Source organism: Croceitalea sp. MTPC6 (genome assembly GCF_036985525.1).
GTDB lineage: Bacteria > Bacteroidota > Bacteroidia > Flavobacteriales > Flavobacteriaceae > Croceitalea.
Genome location: NZ_BTGR01000006.1, coordinates 1 through 21,987 on the forward strand (window position 1 = coordinate 1; position 21,987 = coordinate 21,987).

Below are 21,987 nucleotides of genomic sequence, written 5' to 3' on the forward strand. Positions count from 1 at the left end.
AGACAGTTCCATTGCACGAATTCTGGATATGGTGCAAAATGCAACTGCCAGAAAATCAAAGACGGAATTATTCATCAGAAAATTTGCTCGGATTTATACGCCTATCGTTGTATTCCTTGCCATCGGACTTACGTTTTTACCTTACTTTTTTGTAGATGATTATGTGTTTAGGGATTGGCTGTATAGAGCATTGATATTCCTCGTGATTTCGTGTCCTTGTGCGTTGGTCATTTCTATTCCTCTCGGCTATTTTGGTGGATTGGGTGCGGCATCGCGCAATGGTATTCTATTCAAGGGTGCATCCTTTCTCGATGCAATGACCCAAGTAAACACGGTCGTAATGGACAAAACCGGAACCGTTACCAAAGGCGTTTTTAAAATCAAGGAAATCAATTCCATCACATTTGAGGAAGCCGAGTTTATGAAATACCTGATGGCGATGGAAGAACAATCCACCCATCCCATTGCCAAGGCGATTCTCGAATACAAAGCGGACGGCTCGGATTACGAGGCAACCAATGTTTCAGAGGTTGCAGGAAAGGGACTAAAAGGAACGGTCAACGGAAAAACCGTACTGGTAGGAAACAAAGCCTTGATGACCTCAAACAGCATAGAAGTCCCCTCGGAAACAGATGGTATTGTAGAATCCATCGTTATGGTGTCCATAGATGGAACATTTGCAGGTTATGTAACCATTGCAGATGAATTAAAAGATGATGCGCACCAAGCCATTAAACAAATTCGGTATTCAGGAATTCAGCAACTCATAATGCTATCAGGCGACAAAGACTCAATTACACAACAGGTTGCAAAAGAGTTAAACATCGATTGGGCAAAAGGCGGACTGTTGCCTGAAGATAAACTCAATGAGGTTGAAGAGCTCAAAAAGCAACCCGAAACCAAAGTAGCATTTATTGGCGATGGTATTAACGATGCACCCGTTTTGGCAGCAAGTGGTGTAGGCATTGCGATGGGTGGTTTAGGAAGCGATGTTGCCATTGAAACGGCCGATGTTATTATACAGACCGACCAACCCAGCAAGATTGCAAGAGCGATTAAAATTGGTCGATCAACGCGAAGAATCGTATGGCAGAATATTGTTCTTGCATTTGGGGTCAAAGTCATAGTTTTAATTCTCGGTGCGGGTGGATTGGCCACAATGTGGGAAGCCGTTTTTGCTGATGTGGGTGTGGCACTTTTGGCCATTTTCAATGCGGTTCGGTTGCAGCGGATGACGTGGGATTAAAATCATACCAAATACAGAGATCATTATTTTCTTTCTGGACAACTGACAGCATCTCATACAATATAGTATTTCCATAATCCACTAACGCAGACCTTCCAAAGATTCCATAAGTTTTGCCCTGAGGAATTATATTAAAATATTTAGGCATATCTAAAAATATAATTATATTCGTATAAATATTTTTATAGTAATGTCTAAAATAATTTATATTTTTATTGGGGTCTCTTTACTTCTGCTTTGTGGCTGTGAAAATTTGGGACCCGAGGAACCTATGGAATTTGAGCTGTTGGATGGACCTATCGATGGCCTGTCCACAAGCGAGCAAAAACGGTTTTTAGCTGGTGACATTGCTTTTAACGATGACGTTTTTACTGTTGAAAATGGCCTTGGCCCCTTATTTGTCGGGACTAGCTGCGTTAGCTGCCATTCAGGGGATGGCAAGGGCCATCCTTTCAACCAACTTATCAGGTTTGGCAACAATGATTTGGGTCTACCCTCAATGCCAACTATCGGCGATGGCAGGAACCAAATTCAAAATAAGGCCATACCAGGTTTTGAGCCTGAAACCGTTCCTGATGGTTTGCCCTTTTCCATTTTAGTGGCACCTGCAGTAACAGGATTGGGTTTACTGGATGCTGTCCCCGATATGGATATTCTGGCATTGGCCGACCCAATGGATGAGGACGGAGATGGAATTAGTGGAAGACCCCACTATAATCGTCCTCCCAAATTCACCGAGATTCGGGAAAACAGTGTTCCAATTGGAAATAATTTTATCTTCAGGTTTGGTAAGAAGGCCAGTAGTTATGATTTGTTGCATCAAACCGTAGGTGCATATAATCAAGACATTGGGATAACCTCCCTTTTCGACCCCATTGACCCATTCAGCGGTCTTGAAGAAGATCCGGAGATAAGCACCCAAACTTTGAATGATGTTGTATTTTACCTTAAAACTCTTAAAGCTCCTATTCCAAGAAACCAGACAGATCCGGATGTTATTGCCGGGAAAGAGCTTTTTCAGTCCATACAATGCGCAGCTTGTCACACGCCGACCCTGACAACGGGGTTTTCGCCAATTGAATCTTTGTCCTTTAAGGAGTTCCATCCTTATACGGATTTACTGTTACATGATATGGGTCCTGGTCTTGATGATAGATTCACAGAGGGCAATGTTGAGACCTCCGAATGGAGAACTCCGCCGTTATGGGGAATCGGCCTGTCCGCCAATTCCCAAGGTGGACAAATGTTCCTGTTACATGACGGAAGGGCTTCAAGTATTGGGGAAGCCATTGAAATGCACGGTGGCGAGGCAAATAATTCAAAGGCACAGTACCTCTTATTAGAGCCAGAAGAAAAGTCACAATTGATACAATTCATTAACTCCCTATAGATGCGCAGGAAAGATTTCATCAAGCGTTTGGGATATCTAGCAACAGCCCTCCCGGCTTCCTCCTTTTTGCTCCACGGCTGTGCGGGCCTGTACTATGCCTCCTTCGCTGAGGAAGAGGGGATGTTGAGAATATCAAAAGGTGAGTTTAAACAGATAAAAGGAAAGAAACAAATAGAGCGGGATTTTGTGGTCATCCAAAGCGATTCCATGCAATATCCCATCGGCATTTTCAGAACACCAAAGCTTGACTATACGGCTAGTTTAATGCAATGTACCCATAGAGGCTGCGAACTCAACATTGGTGGTGGCATATATAATTGTCCATGTCATGGCAGCGAATTTGATCGCTCGGGCGGGGTCATGCAAGGGCCTGCAGAAGAAAACTTAAAGTCATTCCCAATAACAACCGATAATGAACATATCTATGTACATGTCTCCTAAAATATACGCTGCCCTTTTCATAGTGAATATTTACATTTCGACCATTAGCGCCCAAACCAGCGATAAAGACAGTATCAGGGCATCCATGAATATGGATGCAGTCTATGACCGTCCCTTTTTGACTTTTGACAAATTTCCCGTCAATCTGGGTGGTTATCTGGAGGCGAACTCAATCTATAGCATTGAGGATGGATTGTCAGAAGGGTTATCTTTTCAGGCCAGGAGATTGACTCTTTTCGTTTCGGCATCCATATCGAAGCGCATTAAGTTTTTGACTGAGTTGGAATTTGAAAACGGAACTGAGGAAATCGCCATCGAATTTGCCTCAATGGATATCGCCTTACATCCCTTGCTCAATCTTCGAGGAGGAATTGTATTGAATCCCATCGGCTCATTTAATCAAAATCATGACGGTCCGAAATGGGAATTCGTGGAGCGACCGGATGTTAGCACCAATTTGTTGCCTGCCACTTTCTCCAATGCCGGTTTTGGCATATATGGAAAGACGTATAAGGGAGATTGGACCTTGGGATATGAAGGGTATCTAACCAATGGTTTTGACACCAGCATTATCAATAACGAAGAGGAACGGACATTTTTACCTGCTGTAAAGGAAAATTCTGAGCGATTTGAGAACAATTTTAGTGGCAACCCGCTATTAAATGGAAAATTGGCGATTAAACATCGAAAAATTGGAGAACTGGGTATCTCTTATATGGGAGGCACATACAACAGGGAAGAAATAGATGGCCTCCAAGTTGACACTGAATCAAGGAGGGTCGATGTTCTTGCCTTCGACTTAAATACAACGATCAATAAGACAGGAACGAGGTTAATAGGCGAGATGACCTACATTTGGGTGGATGTACCGGATACTTTCACACAACAATTTGGAAATCAACAAGCGGGCTTTTTTGTTGATATTATTCAACCCGTGCTCAAAACGAAAATACTTGACTGGGAAGATGCAATACTGAACCTGTCGCTCAGGACGGATTATGTGGATTACAATATCGGGAAGTTTGCCCAGACCAACACCGATATTGGAGCTGACCTGTTTGCTTTGACCCCTGCCTTGAGCTTGAGGCCATCACCCCAGACCGTTCTAAGGATTAATTATAGGTACCAATGGCAGCAGGATATATTGAACAATCCTGCCTCAAAAACCGCAACATGGTATTTTGGAATCAGCACCTATTTTTAAAGTGATATCCTATTTATCAGCTTAAATCCGCCTGATTGCAAAGCAGTCATATCGAGCTTGAAAAATGTTTGCAAGTGCAACAACAATATATATTTAAGTATTTGCTTAAATAATATAATAATGATATATTTGTGACCACTTTAAATAAAAAAAGATGAGCTTGGAAATAACTTGTACACGGAACGAAGCAGACAAGAAGCAAATATCGAGATGCAAGGAAACCATAGAGAATTCTTCGGGCAGCTTAGAAGCAATAAGCAAAGTTTTGTCTCTCGCGGGAAGCGAGGTGCGACTGAAAGTCCTGTTCCTCTTGAACATAGAAAACGAATTATGCCCTTGCGATATTGCTGACATTCTTGAAATGAGTGTTCCTGCCGTATCCCAACATATCCGTAAAATGAAGGATGCAGGAATTATTTTGTCGAGACGTGAAGGGCAAACATTATATTATTCGCTGGTAAAGAGTGAGGACAATGTTTTGAATGGAATTTTCAATTCAATTTCAGCAAGAAAGAAAACAGCTTAGAAAGTTTACATTATGGCACCGAATAAAACTTCAAATACCGCGGCCTATACCGGCATTTTTACCGCAGTTGCAGCATCAATATGTTGTATAACCCCTGTCTTGGCATTAATTGCCGGAACAAGCGGAATTGCATCTACCTTTTCTTGGGTCGAGCCATTTAGACCCTATCTTATCGGCTTGACCATTATTGTTTTGGTGTTTGCCTGGTATCAGAAACTGCGACCGAAAACACAGGAAGAAATAGATTGCGCCTGTGAAGATGATGCGAAACCATCATTTTGGCAATCCAAACGCTTCTTGTTGATAGTAACACTATTCGCCGCATTGATGCTGGCCTTTCCGTACTATTCCAACCTATTTTATGCACAGCCCACCAAGGATATCGTCTATGTCTCTCAATCGAATATCAAAAAGCAGACTTTTGAAGTCGCTGGAATGACCTGTGCAGGTTGTGAGGCACACGTAGAAAGTGAAGTCAATAAATTGGACGGAATTATTTCGGTCAAAGCCAGCTACGAAAATGCCAACACCATAGTGGAATTTGACAAGGCCAAAACCGATTTGCCCGCAATACGAAAAGCTATAGAAAGCACCGGCTATAAAGTTGTCGAGAAAACCACTAAAGAAAATAAGTAGATGAAAAAATATGATGTTTTCATTATTGGTTCGGGTATGTCAGGTATGACAATCGCCAATAAATGCGCTTCAAAAGGTCTTTCGGTGGGCATTACTGATGAACTGCCTTATGGTGGCACTTGTGCCCTACGAGGCTGTGACCCAAAAAAAGTGATTATCGGTGCCACGGAAGTACGCGACTTCGCTAAAAGACTTAAAGGGAAAGGCATTGATACCATTCCGAATATCAACTGGAAGGATATAATGGCGTTCAAACAGACCTTTGTCGATGAAATGCCGAGGAAAATAGAAAAGGGGTATAAGAAGAACGGCATCGACACCTTTCACAGTTCCGCTACGTTTATAAATGAAAAGTCCTTATGTGTAGGTAACGAGACCATTCAAGCTGATAAAGTTGTAATTGCGTCAGGTTCAAAACCAAAAGTTTTAGATTTTGAAGGCGGACAGCTTGCGAAAACGAGTACGGATTTTCTAAACCTTAAGGAATTACCCCAATCCCTGCTTTTCATCGGTGGTGGATATATCGCCTTTGAATTCGCCCATATTGCCGCACGTTCCGGTGCCGAGGTAACAATAGTACATCGAGGCAAACGTCCATTGGAAAACTTTGACAAGGATATTGTAAAACATTTGGTCGATGCCACACGTAAATTAGGTGTTAAGCTCGTTCTTGAAACTGAAGTTTCTAAAATTGAACGTAAAGATGACAACTACATAACTACAGGAATTTCAAACGGAAAGGAAACTAACTTCAAATCGGCAGCGGTATTTAATTCCGCTGGTCGTCCCCCAGCCATTTTTGATTTAGAATTGGAAAAAGCGGGTATATCCTTCTCAAAAAAGGGCATAGAGGTCAACGAATACCTTCAGAGCACATCGAACGCGAACATATATGCAGCTGGCGATGCAGCGGACTCAAGAGGGTTGCCCCTGACACCCGTAGCTGTTTTGGAAGGACACGTCGTAGCTTCAAATATCATTAAAGGAAATGAGAAGAAAGTCAGTTATCCCCCAATGCCTTCCGTAGTTTTCACTTTGCCCGCTATGGCAACCGTTGGCCTATTGGAAGATGAGGCCAAAGAAAAGGGATATGATATCAATGTCAATTTTGAAAAAGTGGATGATTGGTTCAATGCGAGACGGCTGAATGTGGATAAATATGCTTTTAAAACAATCATCGATAAAGATAACAATACCATTTTGGGCGCACATCTTATCGGGCCTCACTGTGAAGAAACCATCAATCTTTTCGCAATGGCGATAAAGACCAAGATGACCATAAGCGATTTGCGGACAATGATATTTTCATATCCTACAATGGCATCTGACCTAACCTATATGCTCTAACTATTATTTATGGAAACTACTATATTAAAATCTACGATTACCTGTCCGGAATGCGGCCACAAAAAGGCTGAAGAGATGCCAACCACGGCCTGTCAATTCTTTTATGAATGTGATAATTGCAAACAAATACTAAAACCAAAAGAAGGCGATTGCTGCGTATTCTGTTCTTACGGAACTGTGGCCTGTCCACCTATTCAGGAAGGTTCAAAATATTGCTAATAAAATTGGAAAAATATTTGGAGACCACCCTACGAGCATACTTACATTGCAATAAAATTTTAACAAATGATACCACGGGATTTAAGTAAGGACATAAAAACAAGGTTACAAAGTATTAATGGGCAACTTAGCGGCCTCATTAAAATGCTGGACGAGGATACAGATCCTGAAAAGATATTGATACAGTTCAAAGCAGCACAAAAGGGTTTGGACAAGGCTCATTTCCTGTTACTGGACGAAACTTACAGAAAGGCCTTGGCAATCAAGATTTCAGAAACCGTGGAAGCTTGTCCTGGAGATTGTGGTAATGAAGACCGTATTGAATTTATACGGAAACAGTTCCCTGATTTGGAGCTGGACAGTCTTACCGACAAAATGAAAGAAATTGCCACGCTCAAATCCAAATTGGAAGACTCTAACGAGGAATAGAACTCGCAAAAAAACAACCCCCGTTGATGGCCCAAAGTTATGGGTCATTTTTTTTTGAAATAATGTTTGGAGACCACCCCGGGCACCCACCTACCTTTGTACCGTGCTTAATTGATAAGCCATTATAAATGAAATACTAATAAAAAAAAGAGATTATGAAACGTCAAGTAGAAGTCTTTACAGCCAACTGCCCCGTTTGTGACCCAGTGGTCAAAATGATTGAGGAACTGGCCTGTGATGAATGTGAAGTAACAACATACGATTTGGTAAAACAATGCGATGATAAGACTTATCTTACCAAGATGAACGAATATGGGGTACAAAAAATACCCGCAGTAGCCGTAAACGGAAAATTATTGGATTGCTGCAAGGATTCCGCCATTACCAAAGAAAAGTTGATGAAAGCGGGTATTGGACAAAATTAAAAAAAGATTTGGGTACGGCCATTTTCACCAATTATCCTGTTGCCGTACCAACAGGATATCATTTAAAATCCAAAAAATATGAAACCATTAAATTCTGAATTACAAAAATGTATTGATGATTGCAATGCCTGTATTACTGCGGCAAGAATCTGCCTTGACCAACATTTGGGCGAACCCGATATGAAAAAATGCCATCAGTTTTGTTTGGATTGCATTGCGCTATGTATCGCTTGTGTTCAATTACTCGCCAGCCAATCTGATTATTCGAAGCGCTTATGTGCCATTTGTGCGGACTTATGTAAAGCCTGCGCCGATGAATGTGCAAAATTCGATAGCGAGGTTTGCCAGCAATGTGCGGAAAAATGCTATGCCTGTGCCGAGAGTTGTAAAAAAATGGCAGCTTAACATTTAAAAACAAGTGATTTATGGCCATTTCTAATTTACATCTCAAAATCGTTCTAATCATTATACTCTGCTCATCGACAATATCCATTCTTAATGCGCAGGGACACGGGCCATTATATGGTTTACAGACCCCGACCCTCGCGAGGGGTGGCGTGGATCTAAATGTCGCAAGTATGAGTTTGAGCACCGAGAACGAAACTTCTTATATGCTGCGTTATTTGTTTTCCTATGGTATCACCGAAGATTTGCAGATTAACTTGACCACACCCACTATGATAGAGCGGCTTGACAATGCGCCGAGAACAAGGGGGAATAGCAATATGCCCGCAAATGGCGATATAGAAGCATCTCTTTGGTATCGATTTTTTTCCAATGCCTTTGGGGTGGGAAAACGTTTTGAGGGAACAGCTGTCCTCGGGGTTTCAGCACCTACCGATGATGTCCGCGCGCAAGTAAACGTGGGCAATTCCATTCACGGTGCAATTTCTACGGGATATGCTTCACGTACCTGGTATGCGTGGTTAGGTGGTGGCTATCAATATTACTTTGAAAAAGATAACGAACAACTCGGCGACCTGCCATACGCGAGTGCTGTGGTAGGGTATCGCCCCAATATCTTTATGGGCGATTATCCAAAACCCGATTGGAGGATATTTTTGGAAACAATGGCAGAATTCCCCGGTGACAATAAATATAACGGACAACAAAATTTTAGTGATACAAGAAGTAAAAAAGTATTGATGGGACCTTCATTTTTAGGGTTGTACGGAGCGTGGGGGATTTCATTTGGAGCCTTGTTTCCGGTGGTGCAGGATTTGACGCCAAGTGCCGTAAAAGAAAATTATAGGGTATCCATTAATCTAAGTTATTGGTTATAATAGAATTAAAATTTAAAAATTAAGAAGATGAAAAAAATAGCATTGGTTATGATAATAGCATTACTCGGTACTTTGAGTTCCGAGGCACAAATTCAAAAAGTTGACCAAGAGGTCTATGGAATGGATTGTGCACCTTGTGCCTATGGTCTTGAACGCGGTCTAAACAAAATGGACGGACTTCAAAATGTAAGGGTAAGTCTTAACGACGGGAAAGCCTATTTGCAACTTTTGAAAAATAACGGTTTAAGCCTCAAAAATATCCAAGAGGAAGTAAAGAAGAATGGTTTTTCAGCAAAGAAAGCCCAAATCACCATTTCAGGAACCGTGAAGAAGGAAAACGGGCTGTGGGTAATTGAAACCGGCCAAGAGCTATTTGATATATCGCAGCATTCACCGACTGAACTAGTGCAAGCATTGACTCCTGGAATGGCAATTGTAAGTGGTACGGTAGAAGATGAGGAGGATGGAAACCTTTCGGGCCGATGGGCCATAATACTTACAAAAGTCAAATAAGTTTTTATGAAGTCTTTCGTCAAAATGTTATTGAGCTCCAGTTTGCTTGCTGCCGTTCTTCCCTTGATGTGTTGTTTCATTCCCGCATTGCTTTCGGTGGTGGCCGGATTGGGATTTATAAGTAGAGGTTTTCAATGGGTACACCCCGCCGAGATCTATCTGACTCTATTTTCGGTTGGCAGCCTTGGAGTCGCACACTATAAAAATTTTGAAGGTTCGAAGAGGCTTTGCCGGAGGAAATCGTGCCAAGATGGTAAAATCAATCGTGGTATCAACTCCTGGTCTCTATGGATAATTACATCTCTGGTTTTAATTTCTATGATAGTAAACTTTTGGTATGAATTTTAGAAAGGTGTACATCTTCCCCGTTGTTTTTTTGGTTCTTGTCATATCTAGTTGTAAAAAGGTTAAAAAACAATGGCATTTCGAAAGGAAAATTAAGCTACCCATAGAATCCCGCCCCTTGGCATTGGCCAAGGACGGGGAAACCATTTGGTTTTCGGATCCTGATCATTTTCGTTTATATAAAATTGCCCTGAATGGGCAGGTATTAGATTCAATCACCGGTATCCAAAGGCCAATGAACATACATTTTGACAAGGGAGCACTATATATCCCCGAATTTTTGACCGACACCATCTGGCAATATAAAATGGGAAACTCCCGCCCCTTGAAAATCAATAAACGACCACAGGCCCCGGCCGGTGTTTCGGTATATGGGGATAGTATTCTAATAGCGGATTTTTACAATCATCGGATTCTAGTACAGACATCGAATGAAAGTTTTACCATTGGCAAGCAGGGCCACAAGGAGGGCGAACTGTACTATCCAATAGATGTCAAGCTAAAAGAGGGGAAAGTATATGTAACGGATGCCTATAACCACAGGGTTCAGGTCTTTGGTTTTGGTGGAAAACACTTAAAGACGATTGGTCTAAATGACCAAATAAACGTGGCCTCTGGTATTGCTTTGAATAGTCAGGAAATAGCGGTAACAGATCAAGAGAACGATCGTGTTTTGCTTTATGGCTATGATGGGCAACTGTTTCAAGTTTTGGAAGAAGGGATAAATTATCCTACGGATGTTTTATTGGATATGGAATATTTATACATTACAAATTTTAAGGAGAATTCCATTTTGATCTATCAAAAGAGGTGACTTGTTTCTGTTGATTGGAGGTTTGACATGGAGTGATAAGAAAAAGATGGCTCCTATTTTAGCTATTCCTTTTAATTTAGTGACTCAACCGATGCAATTAATTTTATCTCACACGTTCATATTCAGTAAATTCATAGACGGTTCCGTCAAGTGCTTTCGTGCCTGATTCATTCCTAATAAGTAACTTCTGAGTTGTCAATATAATCACGATAAGCGATTTGCTAACATCAGAATAGGAATGGGTCAGTTTCCCCGATTCCTCGATGTTCCAAGTACCAATCTCAAAGAATGAGTTGGCTATCTGGCTATGGCATGCAATTTCCCCTATTCCCCAGAAATAGATGTTTTCTTGGGGAGTCGTGCCCTGTTCATATCGGAGAATATCGTCTTTACGACAACTTTCGAACTTGGCAAACAAATCTTCCGTTGATATAATATTCCCAGCGAATCATTGGGTTGCCCCCTAAATTCAGCTATCCTTTTCCAATCTCCTATTAGATTATCTTCGGTAAACAATAGGTTAACCTGTTGTGAACCTTGGTCGTCGTTATTACATGCCAATAAAATCAACAAAATTAAGGGTAATAAAAGATTTGCCCGTTTTAACATAGCTATAGTAGTATAAAGTTACTTTCTATCATAACGTTCAATGTATCTATTCTTGGCATTTCATCATTTTTTAAAATTGCCCTATAGCTTTAGCCCATTATTGATAGTATCTTTAGGTTTCCCTGCGTTTTCCCATAATTTCCAGTATTTTGATACGGTAAACAATTGGAATACCCCTAGAGTATAATTTGCTTGAAAATTCGTTGATGAACTCGACCTCTTTGTGTTCTTTTCGTTTTATTGTATTTTTTATGCCTTCGGTAAATACGTGTAACTTTTGCTTTGCAACGCTGCCTTCAAGTTCTTCGAATGTGCCGTGTGCCATGGCCGATTCCCAATTAAACATGGATTGTATTTCTTCAACCTGTACGGAGACCGAATTGTTTTTGCGCATCGCATCGATTTTATGGCCTTCCGAGGTATAGCTAATGATTGTATTGTCAGTAGGATCAAAATAATAGGTAATGGGAATTACATAGGGTTTGCCCTGCCATAGATAGGCCAGGTGGCCAAGGTAGTTGTTTCTGAAGACACGCGTACTTGCGCTTGTTGTTAAATCTGTCATCGTTTTTTTTTTTAAAATTACAAATCGTTTAGAGACTGTTTTGGAACAGGTCGATTAATTATAATGACCATGCTTTACCTCCAGTAAGTTTTTGTGTAGCCTCACATGAAATATATTCTGCCGGAATAGGGAGATAGGCCAGTACTTCCTCACCCATATATTCAGAGATTTTATAGCCCCAGATAGTCAGCCCACGAAGATTGTTCGCAAAGCCAAATCGGGCAACAATGTCATCCAGATTAGCAATGTTACCATGGGCAACCGATTCTTGATACGAGTTTATCGTTTCAAAATTTTTGGCCTCCTGTTCTTTGGATACCTTTAATGACGAGGCCAAGACCGGCTTTAAATCCTCGGGAGTGAGGTCAAATGCCCTATCCTTGCCAGAATCCTTTAAAGCTTTGTCCATAAAACGGCCCATTGACATTTTAACGAAATCCTGCTGATTCTTCTCCATGGCCTCATCGAAAAATTTGTCGATAAATAGGTGTGTTTTTACCTCAGAGGCCGACGGTGTATCGGTCTTTGGAAGAATAATGTCCACCAAGTGAGTAATAACCGTACCTTCTTCCTTTGTAAAAAATTTCGGTGTCCATGTAGTTGCACTTTCATTTTTACAGCTTTGGGCAATGCCCATCAATGTCGGGGTTGCCACAATATAACCAAGAGACAGCCCCATGTTCTTCAATGCTTTTCTTCTTTCCATTAGATATTTCCTTTTTTAAGTTCTTGCGCTGCATGATCGGCAGCTCTCGCCGTAAAGGCCATGTAGGTCAATGATGGGTTTACACAACTGGCAGAGGTCATAAAAGCCCCGTCGGTTACGTATACATTGGGAACGTCATGAATTTGATTGTTTCCATTAAGGACAGAAGTCCTAGGGTCCCTGCCCATCCGGGCCGTACCCATTTCATGAATGCCAAGACCCAGTGCCCCGGGGGTGTCATAAGGTTCTACGTTGCGAAAACCTGCCTTCTGGAGCATTTCAACGGCGGATTCTTTCATGTCTTTGCGCATGGCCCATTCATTCGCCTTGAATTCGGCATCGAAGGTTACCGTGGGCAGCCCCCAGCCGTCCAATTTATCATAGTCCAAGGTCATTCTGTTGTCTTCATATGGGAGCACTTCACCGAAGCCCCCAAGGCCCATGGACCAACCTCCCGGTTTTAGAACGGCCTCCTTGAGTTCCTTGCCAAAAGATAGTTCCGCGATCAAGTCTTCCCAGTTGCCCCTTCCGCCACCGCCCTGGTAGCCAAAGCCCCTTTTGTAATCGTTTCTGTTGGTATTGTCGCCCAGATTTCTAAAACGCGGAATATAGATGCCATTAGGTTTTCTTCCTTTATAGTATCTATCCTCGAAGCCGTCGAACTTTCCTTGTGCCCCGACACCGAGATGGTGATCCATGATATTTCTTCCCAATTGATCTGAGTCGTTGCCCATCCCGTTTGGGAAGCGATCGGATCTCGATTGCATTAATATAGAGGTTGAGGCAATGGCCGAGGCGCATAAGAAAATTACCTTGGCCTTGAATTCGTAGGCTTCCTTGGAGACCCTATCGATGACCTTAACTCCGGTTGCCCGTTTCGTATCCGGACCGTATATTATCTGATGTACGATGGAATCTGGTCTCAATGTCATATTTCCGGTGCGTTCGGCAGCGGGCAAAGTAGATGAATTGCTGCTAAAATACGCCCCGAATGGGCAACCCCTAATACAGCGATTTCTGAACATGCAATGCTGCCGTCCCTCGAATTTCTTGGTTCCCGTGATATTGGCGACCCTTCCTGCCGTGACCACACGGCCATCGAAATTCTCGCTTACCTTTTCCCGAAAACGTTGTTCGACACAATTTAGTTCCATCATCGGTAAAAACTGGCCATCGGGTAATTGTTTCAACCCAAGATTTTCCCCCGACACGCCGATATAGGTCTCTACTTTATCGTACCAAGGGGCAATATCTTTATATCTAACAGGCCAATCCACTGCGATTCCCTCTCGCTGGTTGGCGGTAAAATCGATATCGCTCCAGCGGTAACTATGTCGCCCCCACATGATAGAACGCCCACCCACATGGTAGCCACGCATCCAGTCAAAACGTTTGATTTCGTTGTAGGGGTGTTCCAAATCGTTCACGAACCAAAGGGCACTGGCCGCATTGGTCGTGTACCCGGTCCTATTTTGCTTTGGTTGTTTTTTTAAATCTTCCTGGGTTGGTTTCCCTCCGTTCCGTAAGTCCCATGGATCTTTATAGGCAGTCGGATAGTCCTCGATATGGCGTACCATCCTTCCACGCTCAAGAACCAAGGTCTTAAGGCCGTTCTCACAAAGTTCTTTGGCGGCCCAGCCACCGCTGATGCCGGTTCCCACAACAATCGCATCATAGGATTGCTGTTCTTCGTTGTAATAGAATTTTTTCATTGTCAAATCTTTTAAAAAGCCATTCATTCTTTCGCTATCTTAAAATGTATAAATGACTTTGTGTTCACATTTTTATCATCTTTTAGCATTTAGTTTTCTAATCGGGCTCCATAGTTCTTATAACCATTTATCAATATTCTATAACCTGTAGTCTTTCAAAAACCTTAAATGGGGAAGAAAGGTGAGTAAAAGCATCGCCGTACGAACCATTTGATAGGAAACCCAATTTGCCAACCTGTTGAATATACCTGCTCTTTGTTTGAGACTCTCCTTTGTAATTTCGCTACACTCGCTGATAACCTTTTCAAAGTCAGCGCGAAGGTTTTCGGCAAATTCTACGGAGTGAATTTCCACGTTCATTTCAATACTACCGTAGCAACTAAGACTGTTCAGGTTAAATGAGCCTACGGTGGACCATTTTTTATCTACCACGGAGGCTTTACCATGCACTACGGATTTGTTCCACTCATATATCCTCATATGGTGGTTTAAAAAAGAGGAATACAAATGTTCGGTTGCCCTACGTACCAACGGCACATCGCTAATGCCCGCTAAGATTACCGTTGTCTTTATTCCTCTTTTACAGGCTTTTTTCAATGCCTTTGCTATTATGCTTCCAGGCAAAAAATACGAGCCTACGATTACTATCTCTTTTTCGGCATGGAGAATGGCATTAGTATAGGCATCGCAGACTTCAGTTTTACTTTTAAGCCAGTCGTTCTGTAAGATTCCAACCCTTGCTTTTTCCACCAAATGCAAGACAGGCTTTATTTTTTTTGAGCTACTTTGTTTAAAAAAATAATCCCTACACAGTTTCTGTAAATCTTCTGCGGCCGGACAATACAACTGCACGGCATAATCTAGCCAAGGCTCCGATTCAGTTGTGCCGTGGTATTTGTCGGCAATATTGATTCCCCCGATGAGTGCTGTTTTTCCGTCGGCAACGACTACTTTGTGATGCATACGCCTACCGAGATAAAAATTGTTCCAAGAGAACAAAGGGGAGAAAAAACGTAGTGAAATACCATGTTGTACCAAATCATGGGCAAAACTATCGGGGAGCGCAGCACAGCCATAGGCATCCAGTAAGACATACACTTTGACTTTTCGTTTGGCGGCTTCCTTCAGTAGAGTAGCTATGCGATTTCCCGTACTATCGTTTTCAAAAATGTAGGTTTGTAAATGTATTTCCTCTTGCGCCTTTTCAATTGTTTTTTCCAACCTATAAAAATAATCTTCGCCCGAATGCACCAACTCGATATAGTCTTCATTATGGTCCATAACGTGCAATACTTTTTTGGTATTATCTTCTGCTGATTTCTGTATCATCACTATTTCCTTAAATAATAAACCAATCCTATTGCAACTAAAACGACTAATCCTGCAATTATAAAAGGATAATAAAAGCCACCTGCAAGCAACCAAGTTCCCAATACGGGCCCCAAAATCTGTCCGATACTGTTCGTTGAGCTTTGTATGGAAATGTTTCTTCCCGTATCTTCCTTAGATAACAAAGAGACGGCTGAAAGCAGATTTGGGGTTACCATCGCACCACCACTGGCAAATAGTATTATCATACCATATACAGATAGCTCATTGCGCAAAAAAGGGAATACAATAAGTGAAAGTCCGGTAATCACTAAGCCTAACGTGATTTGCTGTTTCGAGGTCATTATCTTTTCCCCATAAGTAGCAAAAACAGGCTGTAAGACTGCCATCACTGAACCGCAAAGCATAAAGCCAATACCGACTTGACTACTATTGAACGCTAATTCATCCTTGCCATAGATTGAAAATACGGTTTCAAACAGGGTCACAACAAATTGCATTACAAAGGATAGCAGCAACAGTATGATAAAATAATTACTAAAAGTAAAATTAAATTTTATCGTTTTTTCTCTGATCTTGGTCACTATTGCCGTGTTCTTCAACCATTTCATAATTACGAATAATATGATTAACCCTAATATGGAAGCAAAGAAAAATGGAACCGAAAATCGGTCAAAATGAAATATGCCAAAAGAATATTTCAAGTGCACGTTGGTCTGTGATAACAGCCCCCCCAAAACAGGGCCAAAGATAACACCCGAACTGATCGCGACCCCGGACCATGCCATTATCTTGATTCTGCGCTTTTCCGAGGTTATATCACTTAGATAGGCATTGCTGACGGGAATTACCGAAGAGGTAAATATTCCTCCGATTATACGAGCTACATACAACATGGTGAGCGAAGTTGCCAGACCGGTCAATAGGTTCATTGTTATAAACCCGATAAGCCCAACCAGAATTATGGGCTTACGACCATATTTATCGGAAAGTCTGCCCCACACGATTACGAATACCAGTTGAAAAAATGGATAAATGCTGGTCAACATCCCTACGTGGAAGTTGATTAGGTCGGTATCCAGATTATCCTTTAATGCCAATCTTTCTGTATAATAGGGAAGAATGGGCAGTAGAATACCGTACCCCAACATTACTACAAATAGGCTCAACAAAACCAAAAATATCCTGTTGAGCTTTTCTTTCTTGTTCATTATTTTTTACCGATTTTTCGCTTTAATAATTGTGCATTAATGGCCACTATAATCGTACTCAAACTCATAAATACAGCAGCTACGGCTGGTCCCAATACGAATCCAGTTGAATATAGTACACCGGCTGCTAACGGGATGGCTACGACATTATAACCTGTAGCCCATATTAAATTCTGAATCATTTTATTATAGGTAGCCTTTCCGAATAAGATCAGGTTAGCGATGTCTTTTGGATTGCTGTTCACTAAAATAATATCGGCTGTTTCAGCAGCTATATCAGAACCAGAACCCACAGCAACACCAACATTTGCCTGTGCTAATGCAGGTGCATCGTTCACGCCATCGCCTGTCATGGCAACAAATTCACCTTTGCCCTGTAATTCTTGCACGATTTCAACTTTTTGATGGGGCAATACTTCAGCATAATAGCCATCCAGTCCAAGTTTATCGCTTACGGCTTTAGCGGTTTTTTCATTATCTCCGGTAGCCATATATACTTTAATATTGTTCTTTTTAAAGGTTTGTATCGCACTAGCGGATTCTGGTCTAATTTCATCCGAAAGGGCTATGTATCCTGCTAATTTTCCATCAATTAAAACGAACACTACTGTTTCGGCCGCATCGCTATAGGCATCCTCGGGAATGGTTATTTTTTCGTCCCGTAGATAACCGGGGCTTACCACCTTTATTTCCTTGCCTTCCACAATCGCTTCCACTCCTTTTCCTGTAATGGCATTGAAGTTTTTAGGTTTTGGTATGGCTATCTTGTCATCCTTTACCTTTTTTATGATTCCGACCGCAATGGGATGTTCGGAGCTTTGTTCCAGGGCACTTGACAATCGAAGGATTTCGGCTGTTGAATAATTATGGATAACAGATTCTATTCGGGTAACCCCAAAATCACCTTTGGTCAATGTTCCAGTCTTGTCAAATAATAATGCCGATATCTTTCTGGATTCTTCAAACGCAGTTCTATTTCGAATAAGCAAGCCATTTTGTGCTGAAACTGCGGTAGAAATCGCAACCACAAGTGGAATGGCAAGTCCTAAAGCATGCGGACAGGCAATTACCATAACGGTAACCATTCTTTCCAAAGCATATACGAACGGAAAACCTAAAGCCAGCCAAACTGCTAATGTTCCAAAACCAATTACTAAAGCGATGTAGGTCAACCATTTTGCAGCCCTATCTGAAAGGTTTTGCATTTTGGATTTAGTACGTTGTGCCTCATCGACCATTTTAATAACCTTGTTGAGGTAGCTGTCCTTACCTGTATGTTGAACCTTTACTTTTAAGGTGCTGTTGCCGTTAATGGAACCGCCGATTACTTTGTCATCCAATTCTTTTTTTACTGGTTTAGATTCGCCTGTGAGCATGGATTCGTTTAGGTAACTGGTGCCTTCGGTAATAATACCGTCTGCCGGTACTTTTTCTCCAGGTTTTATTAGGATGATGTCATCTTTCACCAGGTTTTCAAGACTAACATCTTCAATTTTATCGCCCACAACTTTGTGCGCTTCCGAAGGTAGCATGCTCACCAATAATTGCAACGCCTTGGAAGCACCTAAAACTGATTTCATTTCCAACCAATGCCCCAAAAGCATAATGACAATAAGCGTACTCAATTCCCAAAAGAAATCTTCGCCTTTAAGTCCGAAAACGGTTGCCGTACTATAAAAATAGGCAACACTGATAGCCATGGAGATTAGGGTCATCATTCCTGGACCTTTAGCTTTAATTTCCTTATAAAAGCCTTTTAAGAAAGGCCATGCGCCCCAAAAATATACAAAGGACGATAGGATAAACAGCACATAGGGATTTCCCGGCAATAAATAATCATAACCAAAAAATTCCTGTATCATTGGCGAGAAGAACAGAATTGGGATGGTAATTATCAATGATACCCAGAACCGTTTTCTAAAGTCCTTGACCATCATTTTATGATGGTCGTGACCCATTTGACCGTGACCCGGATTGTGACCCGAATGGTCCCCACCTTTGTGGTTCATTTTAGAATGGTCTTCTTTTTTGTGTTTCATCTTCGAATGGTCCATTTTTGAATGGTCCATTTCTTCGTGATTGTGGTGTTCGTGATTTTCCATTATTATCTTGTTTAAGTGTTATCGTAATTTTTTTCTCATAGCTTCCGAAATGTTTTCGGCATAGACGCCATAGGCATCTACCAAAAGTCCTTTAATCCCATTTTTTGATGAAATAGCATAAAGCACACTATTATCATCGGTACTGCTCATGCCTTCAAAGCGATAGGTTTTATCCACTTCAAAATCTTCCGGGTGTATTTCAATTTTTAGTGAAGCACACTCCAAACATTCAGGTTTTAGGTTAAAATCGTATGTATAACCATTTGCCTGCAAATCGTTAATTGCTTCTGAAAGGGTGTCGTAATTGTTCATTTTCGTTCTATTTATAAGTCATTGTAAAATAACTATTATCTTCCTCTGTAAATTTCTGAAAGGTCAGAAAGCCTTTACCATTTATTTTTTCATTGACAGTATAGTTGAGTTGCTTAATGCGAATTCCCCAGGCATAGGCCTTAATATTGATTTTTGAATTAATATTGTTTTCGTTGTCCTCTAATGTTCGGTTGTAAATCTTTATGATGCTTTTTGAACCAAAAAAATTCAATAAGCCCGAGCCAAAAGTCATTTTCAGTTCTACATCTTCCAGGTTTTCCAAATCGTATAGCTCTTTAAATTTTTCAGAGGTGGTATTAATTTCAGTCTCCTTTGATTTTGGATTAGAAAACGGAAAAGCCATAACCATTACACTTGCTTCATTAGGCCTACAGCGATATGTTGTTGTATATTTATCTGTAGACTTTTTGTTCTTATCAAACAATTCTGTAACCACCTTAATTTCATAATATTCATTTTTCTTTATTGCTTCACCCGCTTCAAAAGTTTGTTTGTTTAGAAAAGAGCCTTCTTCATCAAAATTTTCTCGAACAACAACTCTACCTGAAATCTGCCCAATAAGCATTTCAGTTTGTCCAGTCATTGTGATGCTGAACAAAGTGATTAGTACTATAAAGCCTTGTTTTCTCATATATGGTGCATTAATTTTTTTACCTCTTTTGCCATAATATCACTTAAATCTATTCCATTTGAAGAGTGTGGTATGGTATTACAAGTTACAATTTTTTCTACTCCGGAATCCAATAAATCTTGATAGGCGTTTCCTGAAAAAACTGCGTGAATACCTACGCAAATAGGTGCTTTCATTCCTGCTTTTTTAAGGTGCTGTACGGTTTCAATCATTGTTCGGGCTGTGGAAATAATGTCATCTACTAAAATAGGTGTGGCATTCTTGTACTTATCCACATCGGGAACAGAGACTTCTACATCACGGTCACTGTGACGTACCTTTTGTAATACGGTAAACGGAACCCCTGCTTTTTTTGCCACATCGGAGACCCATTGCTCGCTTTCGGAATCAGGGCCAATCAGTACAGGATTGTGTATATTTTCCTTGATGTATTTGGAGATGGCATCCGCGGCACGGATGACCCTATTTGGAATATCGTATACCTCGCCCAAAGAACTTATTCTATGCAAATGCGGGTCAATAGTAGTGATGCTATCTGCAAATCCTGAAATCAATTTCCCGAAATAAGAAGAGGTAACCCCTTCCCCCTCGTGAAACACTTTGTCCTGACGCATATATGCCAAATAGGGTGCCACCAAACAGGTGCACATAGCGCCTAATGATTTGGCAGTATGGCTTAAAAAGTAGAGCGGCAACAGTTTTTCATCGGGTTCATGAAGGGTACAGACCATTACTACACATTTGCCTTTCACATCGGAAAGGATACGGGTATAGGATTCGCCGTCAGGAAATTTGCGCAATTTGCACTCCCCGATTTCGGCGTTCATCTTTTTAGCTAGTTGTGCCGTAAGTTCCTGGTTTCCCGGAAGGCTGAACAGTATCGTTTTCATAATCACTTGTATTTAAAATTTTAACATTATGTTTTTCCAGATAGCCCTTCAATTCATCAAAATCACAAACTTCCTCAATGTGTTTCAATCCTTTTTGGGTTTTATTCAAGTACATCAGTTCAGAGGCGTATGAAGTAGCCGTTGCAGTAGCCAGAGCCTCATTTTCTCCTGTCGCCAAATACTTTATACTGTACTGCATCCCTAGACTGTCTTTTCCATTAATCTCTATTTGTAGCCCAAACCGTTCTGAACCTATGCGGATAAAATCCAGAACCTTTTTAAATCTTTTTGGACTTATATTCTTAAACCATTTCAAAACACCGATTTTCTGAAATAGATAGAACAAATACGTAATCACCTTTGAATCGAAACCAATGCGGGTATCTATGGCCTTGGTATCCACAAGAAGTGGAATGGCGTGATGGTCCGAGAAATCGAACAAATAGAAAGTCCGTTCTCTTTGTTCGTTCAATAAGCGGGTCGATCTAGGGTGGGTAAAACCTTTCACGCCAACACTTCCTTTTTTTGTCTTTATTTTGAAGGAACTATTGGCCTTTTCCAGCATCCACCTAACGGAATCAACACCATGTGATTCTCCCAAACCAAGTATCACATAAGTATGTATTTCATCTATTTCGGCAAATTGCTTAGCACCGTTGAATGCCAATATATTTGAAAGACCTGGCACCAAACCAACACTGGGAATTACTAAACAATCGGCATTGTCGATGTAATCCGATAGTTCAAAAAATCGTTTGTGTGCCTTGAAAGAGGCACCAACCTCTGTATAATTAATATTGAACTGTAGACACTCAAGAATAAAGGAAATATTCATGGTTTCTATACAACTTACAGCAGTATGTATTTCATTGAAATCTACTTCTTTCAATCTTTCTTTCTCAACATCTAAATATATGGCCTTGGCATTAAGTCCATTTTGTTCAATAAGCATTTGGGCCTTATCCTTGTTTCTGCCTCCGACGATGATTTTTGAAGGATATTGCAATGCAAGCTGTCGCGAGACAATAGATCCAACGGTACCGTACCCTCCGATTATTAATATTTTATCTTTATCTACCAT

25 protein-coding genes are annotated in these 21,987 nt (G+C 41.1%); 14 read left to right on the forward strand and 11 right to left on the reverse strand.

All coding sequences use genetic code 11. The features are described 5' to 3' along the window. The 14 genes from AACP56_RS11725 to AACP56_RS11790 all read left to right on the forward strand — a co-directional run. Positions 1–1,246: heavy metal translocating P-type ATPase (locus AACP56_RS11725; RefSeq protein ID WP_339337242.1), on the forward strand; the 1,246-nt coding region annotated here is incomplete at its 5' end. Between the two features lie 190 nt (positions 1,247–1,436). Then, positions 1,437–2,636: a di-heme oxidoredictase family protein gene (locus AACP56_RS11730; protein ID WP_339337241.1), complete on the forward strand. Its 1,200-nt coding sequence runs from the start codon at positions 1,437–1,439 to the stop codon at positions 2,634–2,636. Positions 2,637–2,702: 66 nt separating this feature from the next. Beyond that, positions 2,703–3,077 (forward strand): QcrA and Rieske domain-containing protein, encoded by a 375-nt coding sequence (locus AACP56_RS11735; RefSeq protein WP_339337240.1) that lies wholly within the window; start codon positions 2,703–2,705, stop codon positions 3,075–3,077. After that, positions 3,067–4,281 carry a hypothetical protein gene (locus tag AACP56_RS11740; protein WP_339337239.1) on the forward strand — a complete coding sequence of 405 codons (1,215 nt, stop codon included), beginning with the start codon at positions 3,067–3,069 and terminating at the stop codon, positions 4,279–4,281. Before AACP56_RS11735 ends, AACP56_RS11740 begins: the two co-directional genes overlap by 11 nt. 154 nt (positions 4,282–4,435) lie before the next feature. Further along, entirely contained in the window at positions 4,436–4,807 is a 372-nt protein-coding gene (locus AACP56_RS11745; RefSeq protein ID WP_339337238.1) for an ArsR/SmtB family transcription factor, read from the forward strand. A gap of 12 nt (positions 4,808–4,819) precedes the next feature. After that, positions 4,820–5,443 (forward strand): mercuric transport protein MerTP, encoded by a 624-nt coding sequence (gene merTP, locus AACP56_RS11750; RefSeq protein ID WP_339337237.1) that lies wholly within the window; start codon positions 4,820–4,822, stop codon positions 5,441–5,443. Continuing rightward, positions 5,444–6,790 carry a dihydrolipoyl dehydrogenase family protein gene (locus AACP56_RS11755; protein ID WP_339337236.1) on the forward strand — a complete coding sequence of 449 codons (1,347 nt, stop codon included), beginning with the start codon at positions 5,444–5,446 and terminating at the stop codon, positions 6,788–6,790. 9 nt (positions 6,791–6,799) lie between these two features. Then, a complete protein-coding gene (locus AACP56_RS11760) occupies positions 6,800–7,009 on the forward strand; it encodes a GDCCVxC domain-containing (seleno)protein (RefSeq protein ID WP_339337235.1) in 210 nt (69 codons plus the stop codon). Between the two features lie 66 nt (positions 7,010–7,075). Beyond that, on the forward strand, positions 7,076–7,438 hold the full coding sequence (locus tag AACP56_RS11765; RefSeq protein ID WP_339337234.1) for a metal-sensitive transcriptional regulator: 363 nt from the start codon (positions 7,076–7,078) through the stop codon (positions 7,436–7,438). Between the two features lie 155 nt (positions 7,439–7,593). After that, complete coding sequence (locus tag AACP56_RS11770) at positions 7,594–7,863, forward strand: thioredoxin family protein (RefSeq protein ID WP_339337233.1); 270 nt, start codon at positions 7,594–7,596, stop codon at positions 7,861–7,863. Between the two features lie 78 nt (positions 7,864–7,941). Next, complete coding sequence (locus AACP56_RS11775) at positions 7,942–8,268, forward strand: four-helix bundle copper-binding protein (protein WP_339337232.1); 327 nt, start codon at positions 7,942–7,944, stop codon at positions 8,266–8,268. Positions 8,269–8,441: 173 nt separating this feature from the next. Next, positions 8,442–9,146, forward strand: coding sequence for a hypothetical protein (locus tag AACP56_RS11780; RefSeq protein ID WP_339337231.1), 705 nt, complete (start codon positions 8,442–8,444; stop codon positions 9,144–9,146). A 27-nt stretch (positions 9,147–9,173) separates the two neighbouring features. Further along, positions 9,174–9,659 (forward strand): heavy-metal-associated domain-containing protein, encoded by a 486-nt coding sequence (locus AACP56_RS11785; RefSeq protein ID WP_339337230.1) that lies wholly within the window; start codon positions 9,174–9,176, stop codon positions 9,657–9,659. A 337-nt stretch (positions 9,660–9,996) separates the two neighbouring features. Further along, positions 9,997–10,818 carry a hypothetical protein gene (locus AACP56_RS11790; protein WP_339337229.1) on the forward strand — a complete coding sequence of 274 codons (822 nt, stop codon included), beginning with the start codon at positions 9,997–9,999 and terminating at the stop codon, positions 10,816–10,818. Between the two features lie 103 nt (positions 10,819–10,921). Here the strand turns inward: AACP56_RS11790 and AACP56_RS11795 are convergent, their stop codons facing one another. The 11 genes from AACP56_RS11795 to AACP56_RS11845 form a co-directional block, all read right to left on the reverse strand. Beyond that, on the reverse strand, positions 10,922–11,236 hold the full coding sequence (locus tag AACP56_RS11795) for a hypothetical protein (protein ID WP_339337228.1): 315 nt from the start codon (positions 11,234–11,236) through the stop codon (positions 10,922–10,924). Between the two features lie 303 nt (positions 11,237–11,539). Continuing rightward, complete coding sequence (locus AACP56_RS11800; protein WP_339337227.1) at positions 11,540–11,992, reverse strand: pyridoxamine 5'-phosphate oxidase family protein; 453 nt, start codon at positions 11,990–11,992, stop codon at positions 11,540–11,542. 58 nt (positions 11,993–12,050) lie between these two features. Beyond that, positions 12,051–12,698: a gluconate 2-dehydrogenase subunit 3 family protein gene (locus tag AACP56_RS11805; RefSeq protein WP_272651050.1), complete on the reverse strand. Its 648-nt coding sequence runs from the start codon at positions 12,696–12,698 to the stop codon at positions 12,051–12,053. Further along, positions 12,698–14,410: a GMC family oxidoreductase gene (locus AACP56_RS11810; RefSeq protein WP_339337226.1), complete on the reverse strand. Its 1,713-nt coding sequence runs from the start codon at positions 14,408–14,410 to the stop codon at positions 12,698–12,700. Before AACP56_RS11810 ends, AACP56_RS11805 begins: the two co-directional genes overlap by 1 nt. 138 nt (positions 14,411–14,548) lie before the next feature. Then, positions 14,549–15,739, reverse strand: a complete 1,191-nt coding sequence (locus AACP56_RS11815; RefSeq protein ID WP_339337225.1) for a phospholipase D-like domain-containing protein — start codon at positions 15,737–15,739, stop codon at positions 14,549–14,551. A 2-nt stretch (positions 15,740–15,741) separates the two neighbouring features. Continuing rightward, complete coding sequence (locus AACP56_RS11820) at positions 15,742–16,950, reverse strand: MFS transporter (protein WP_339337224.1); 1,209 nt, start codon at positions 16,948–16,950, stop codon at positions 15,742–15,744. Continuing rightward, entirely contained in the window at positions 16,950–19,052 is a 2,103-nt protein-coding gene (locus tag AACP56_RS11825; RefSeq protein ID WP_339337223.1) for a copper-translocating P-type ATPase, read from the reverse strand. Before AACP56_RS11825 ends, AACP56_RS11820 begins: the two co-directional genes overlap by 1 nt. Positions 19,053–19,070: 18 nt before the next feature. Next, entirely contained in the window at positions 19,071–19,364 is a 294-nt protein-coding gene (locus tag AACP56_RS11830) for a phosphoribosylpyrophosphate synthetase (RefSeq protein ID WP_089369749.1), read from the reverse strand. A 7-nt stretch (positions 19,365–19,371) separates the two neighbouring features. Then, positions 19,372–20,016, reverse strand: a complete 645-nt coding sequence (locus AACP56_RS11835) for a hypothetical protein (RefSeq protein ID WP_339337222.1) — start codon at positions 20,014–20,016, stop codon at positions 19,372–19,374. Further along, a complete protein-coding gene (locus AACP56_RS11840) occupies positions 20,013–20,906 on the reverse strand; it encodes a ribose-phosphate pyrophosphokinase (protein ID WP_339337221.1) in 894 nt (297 codons plus the stop codon). The genes AACP56_RS11835 and AACP56_RS11840 overlap by 4 nt, the downstream gene beginning before the upstream one ends. Further along, complete coding sequence (locus AACP56_RS11845; RefSeq protein WP_272651042.1) at positions 20,848–21,987, reverse strand: hypothetical protein; 1,140 nt, start codon at positions 21,985–21,987, stop codon at positions 20,848–20,850. Before AACP56_RS11845 ends, AACP56_RS11840 begins: the two co-directional genes overlap by 59 nt.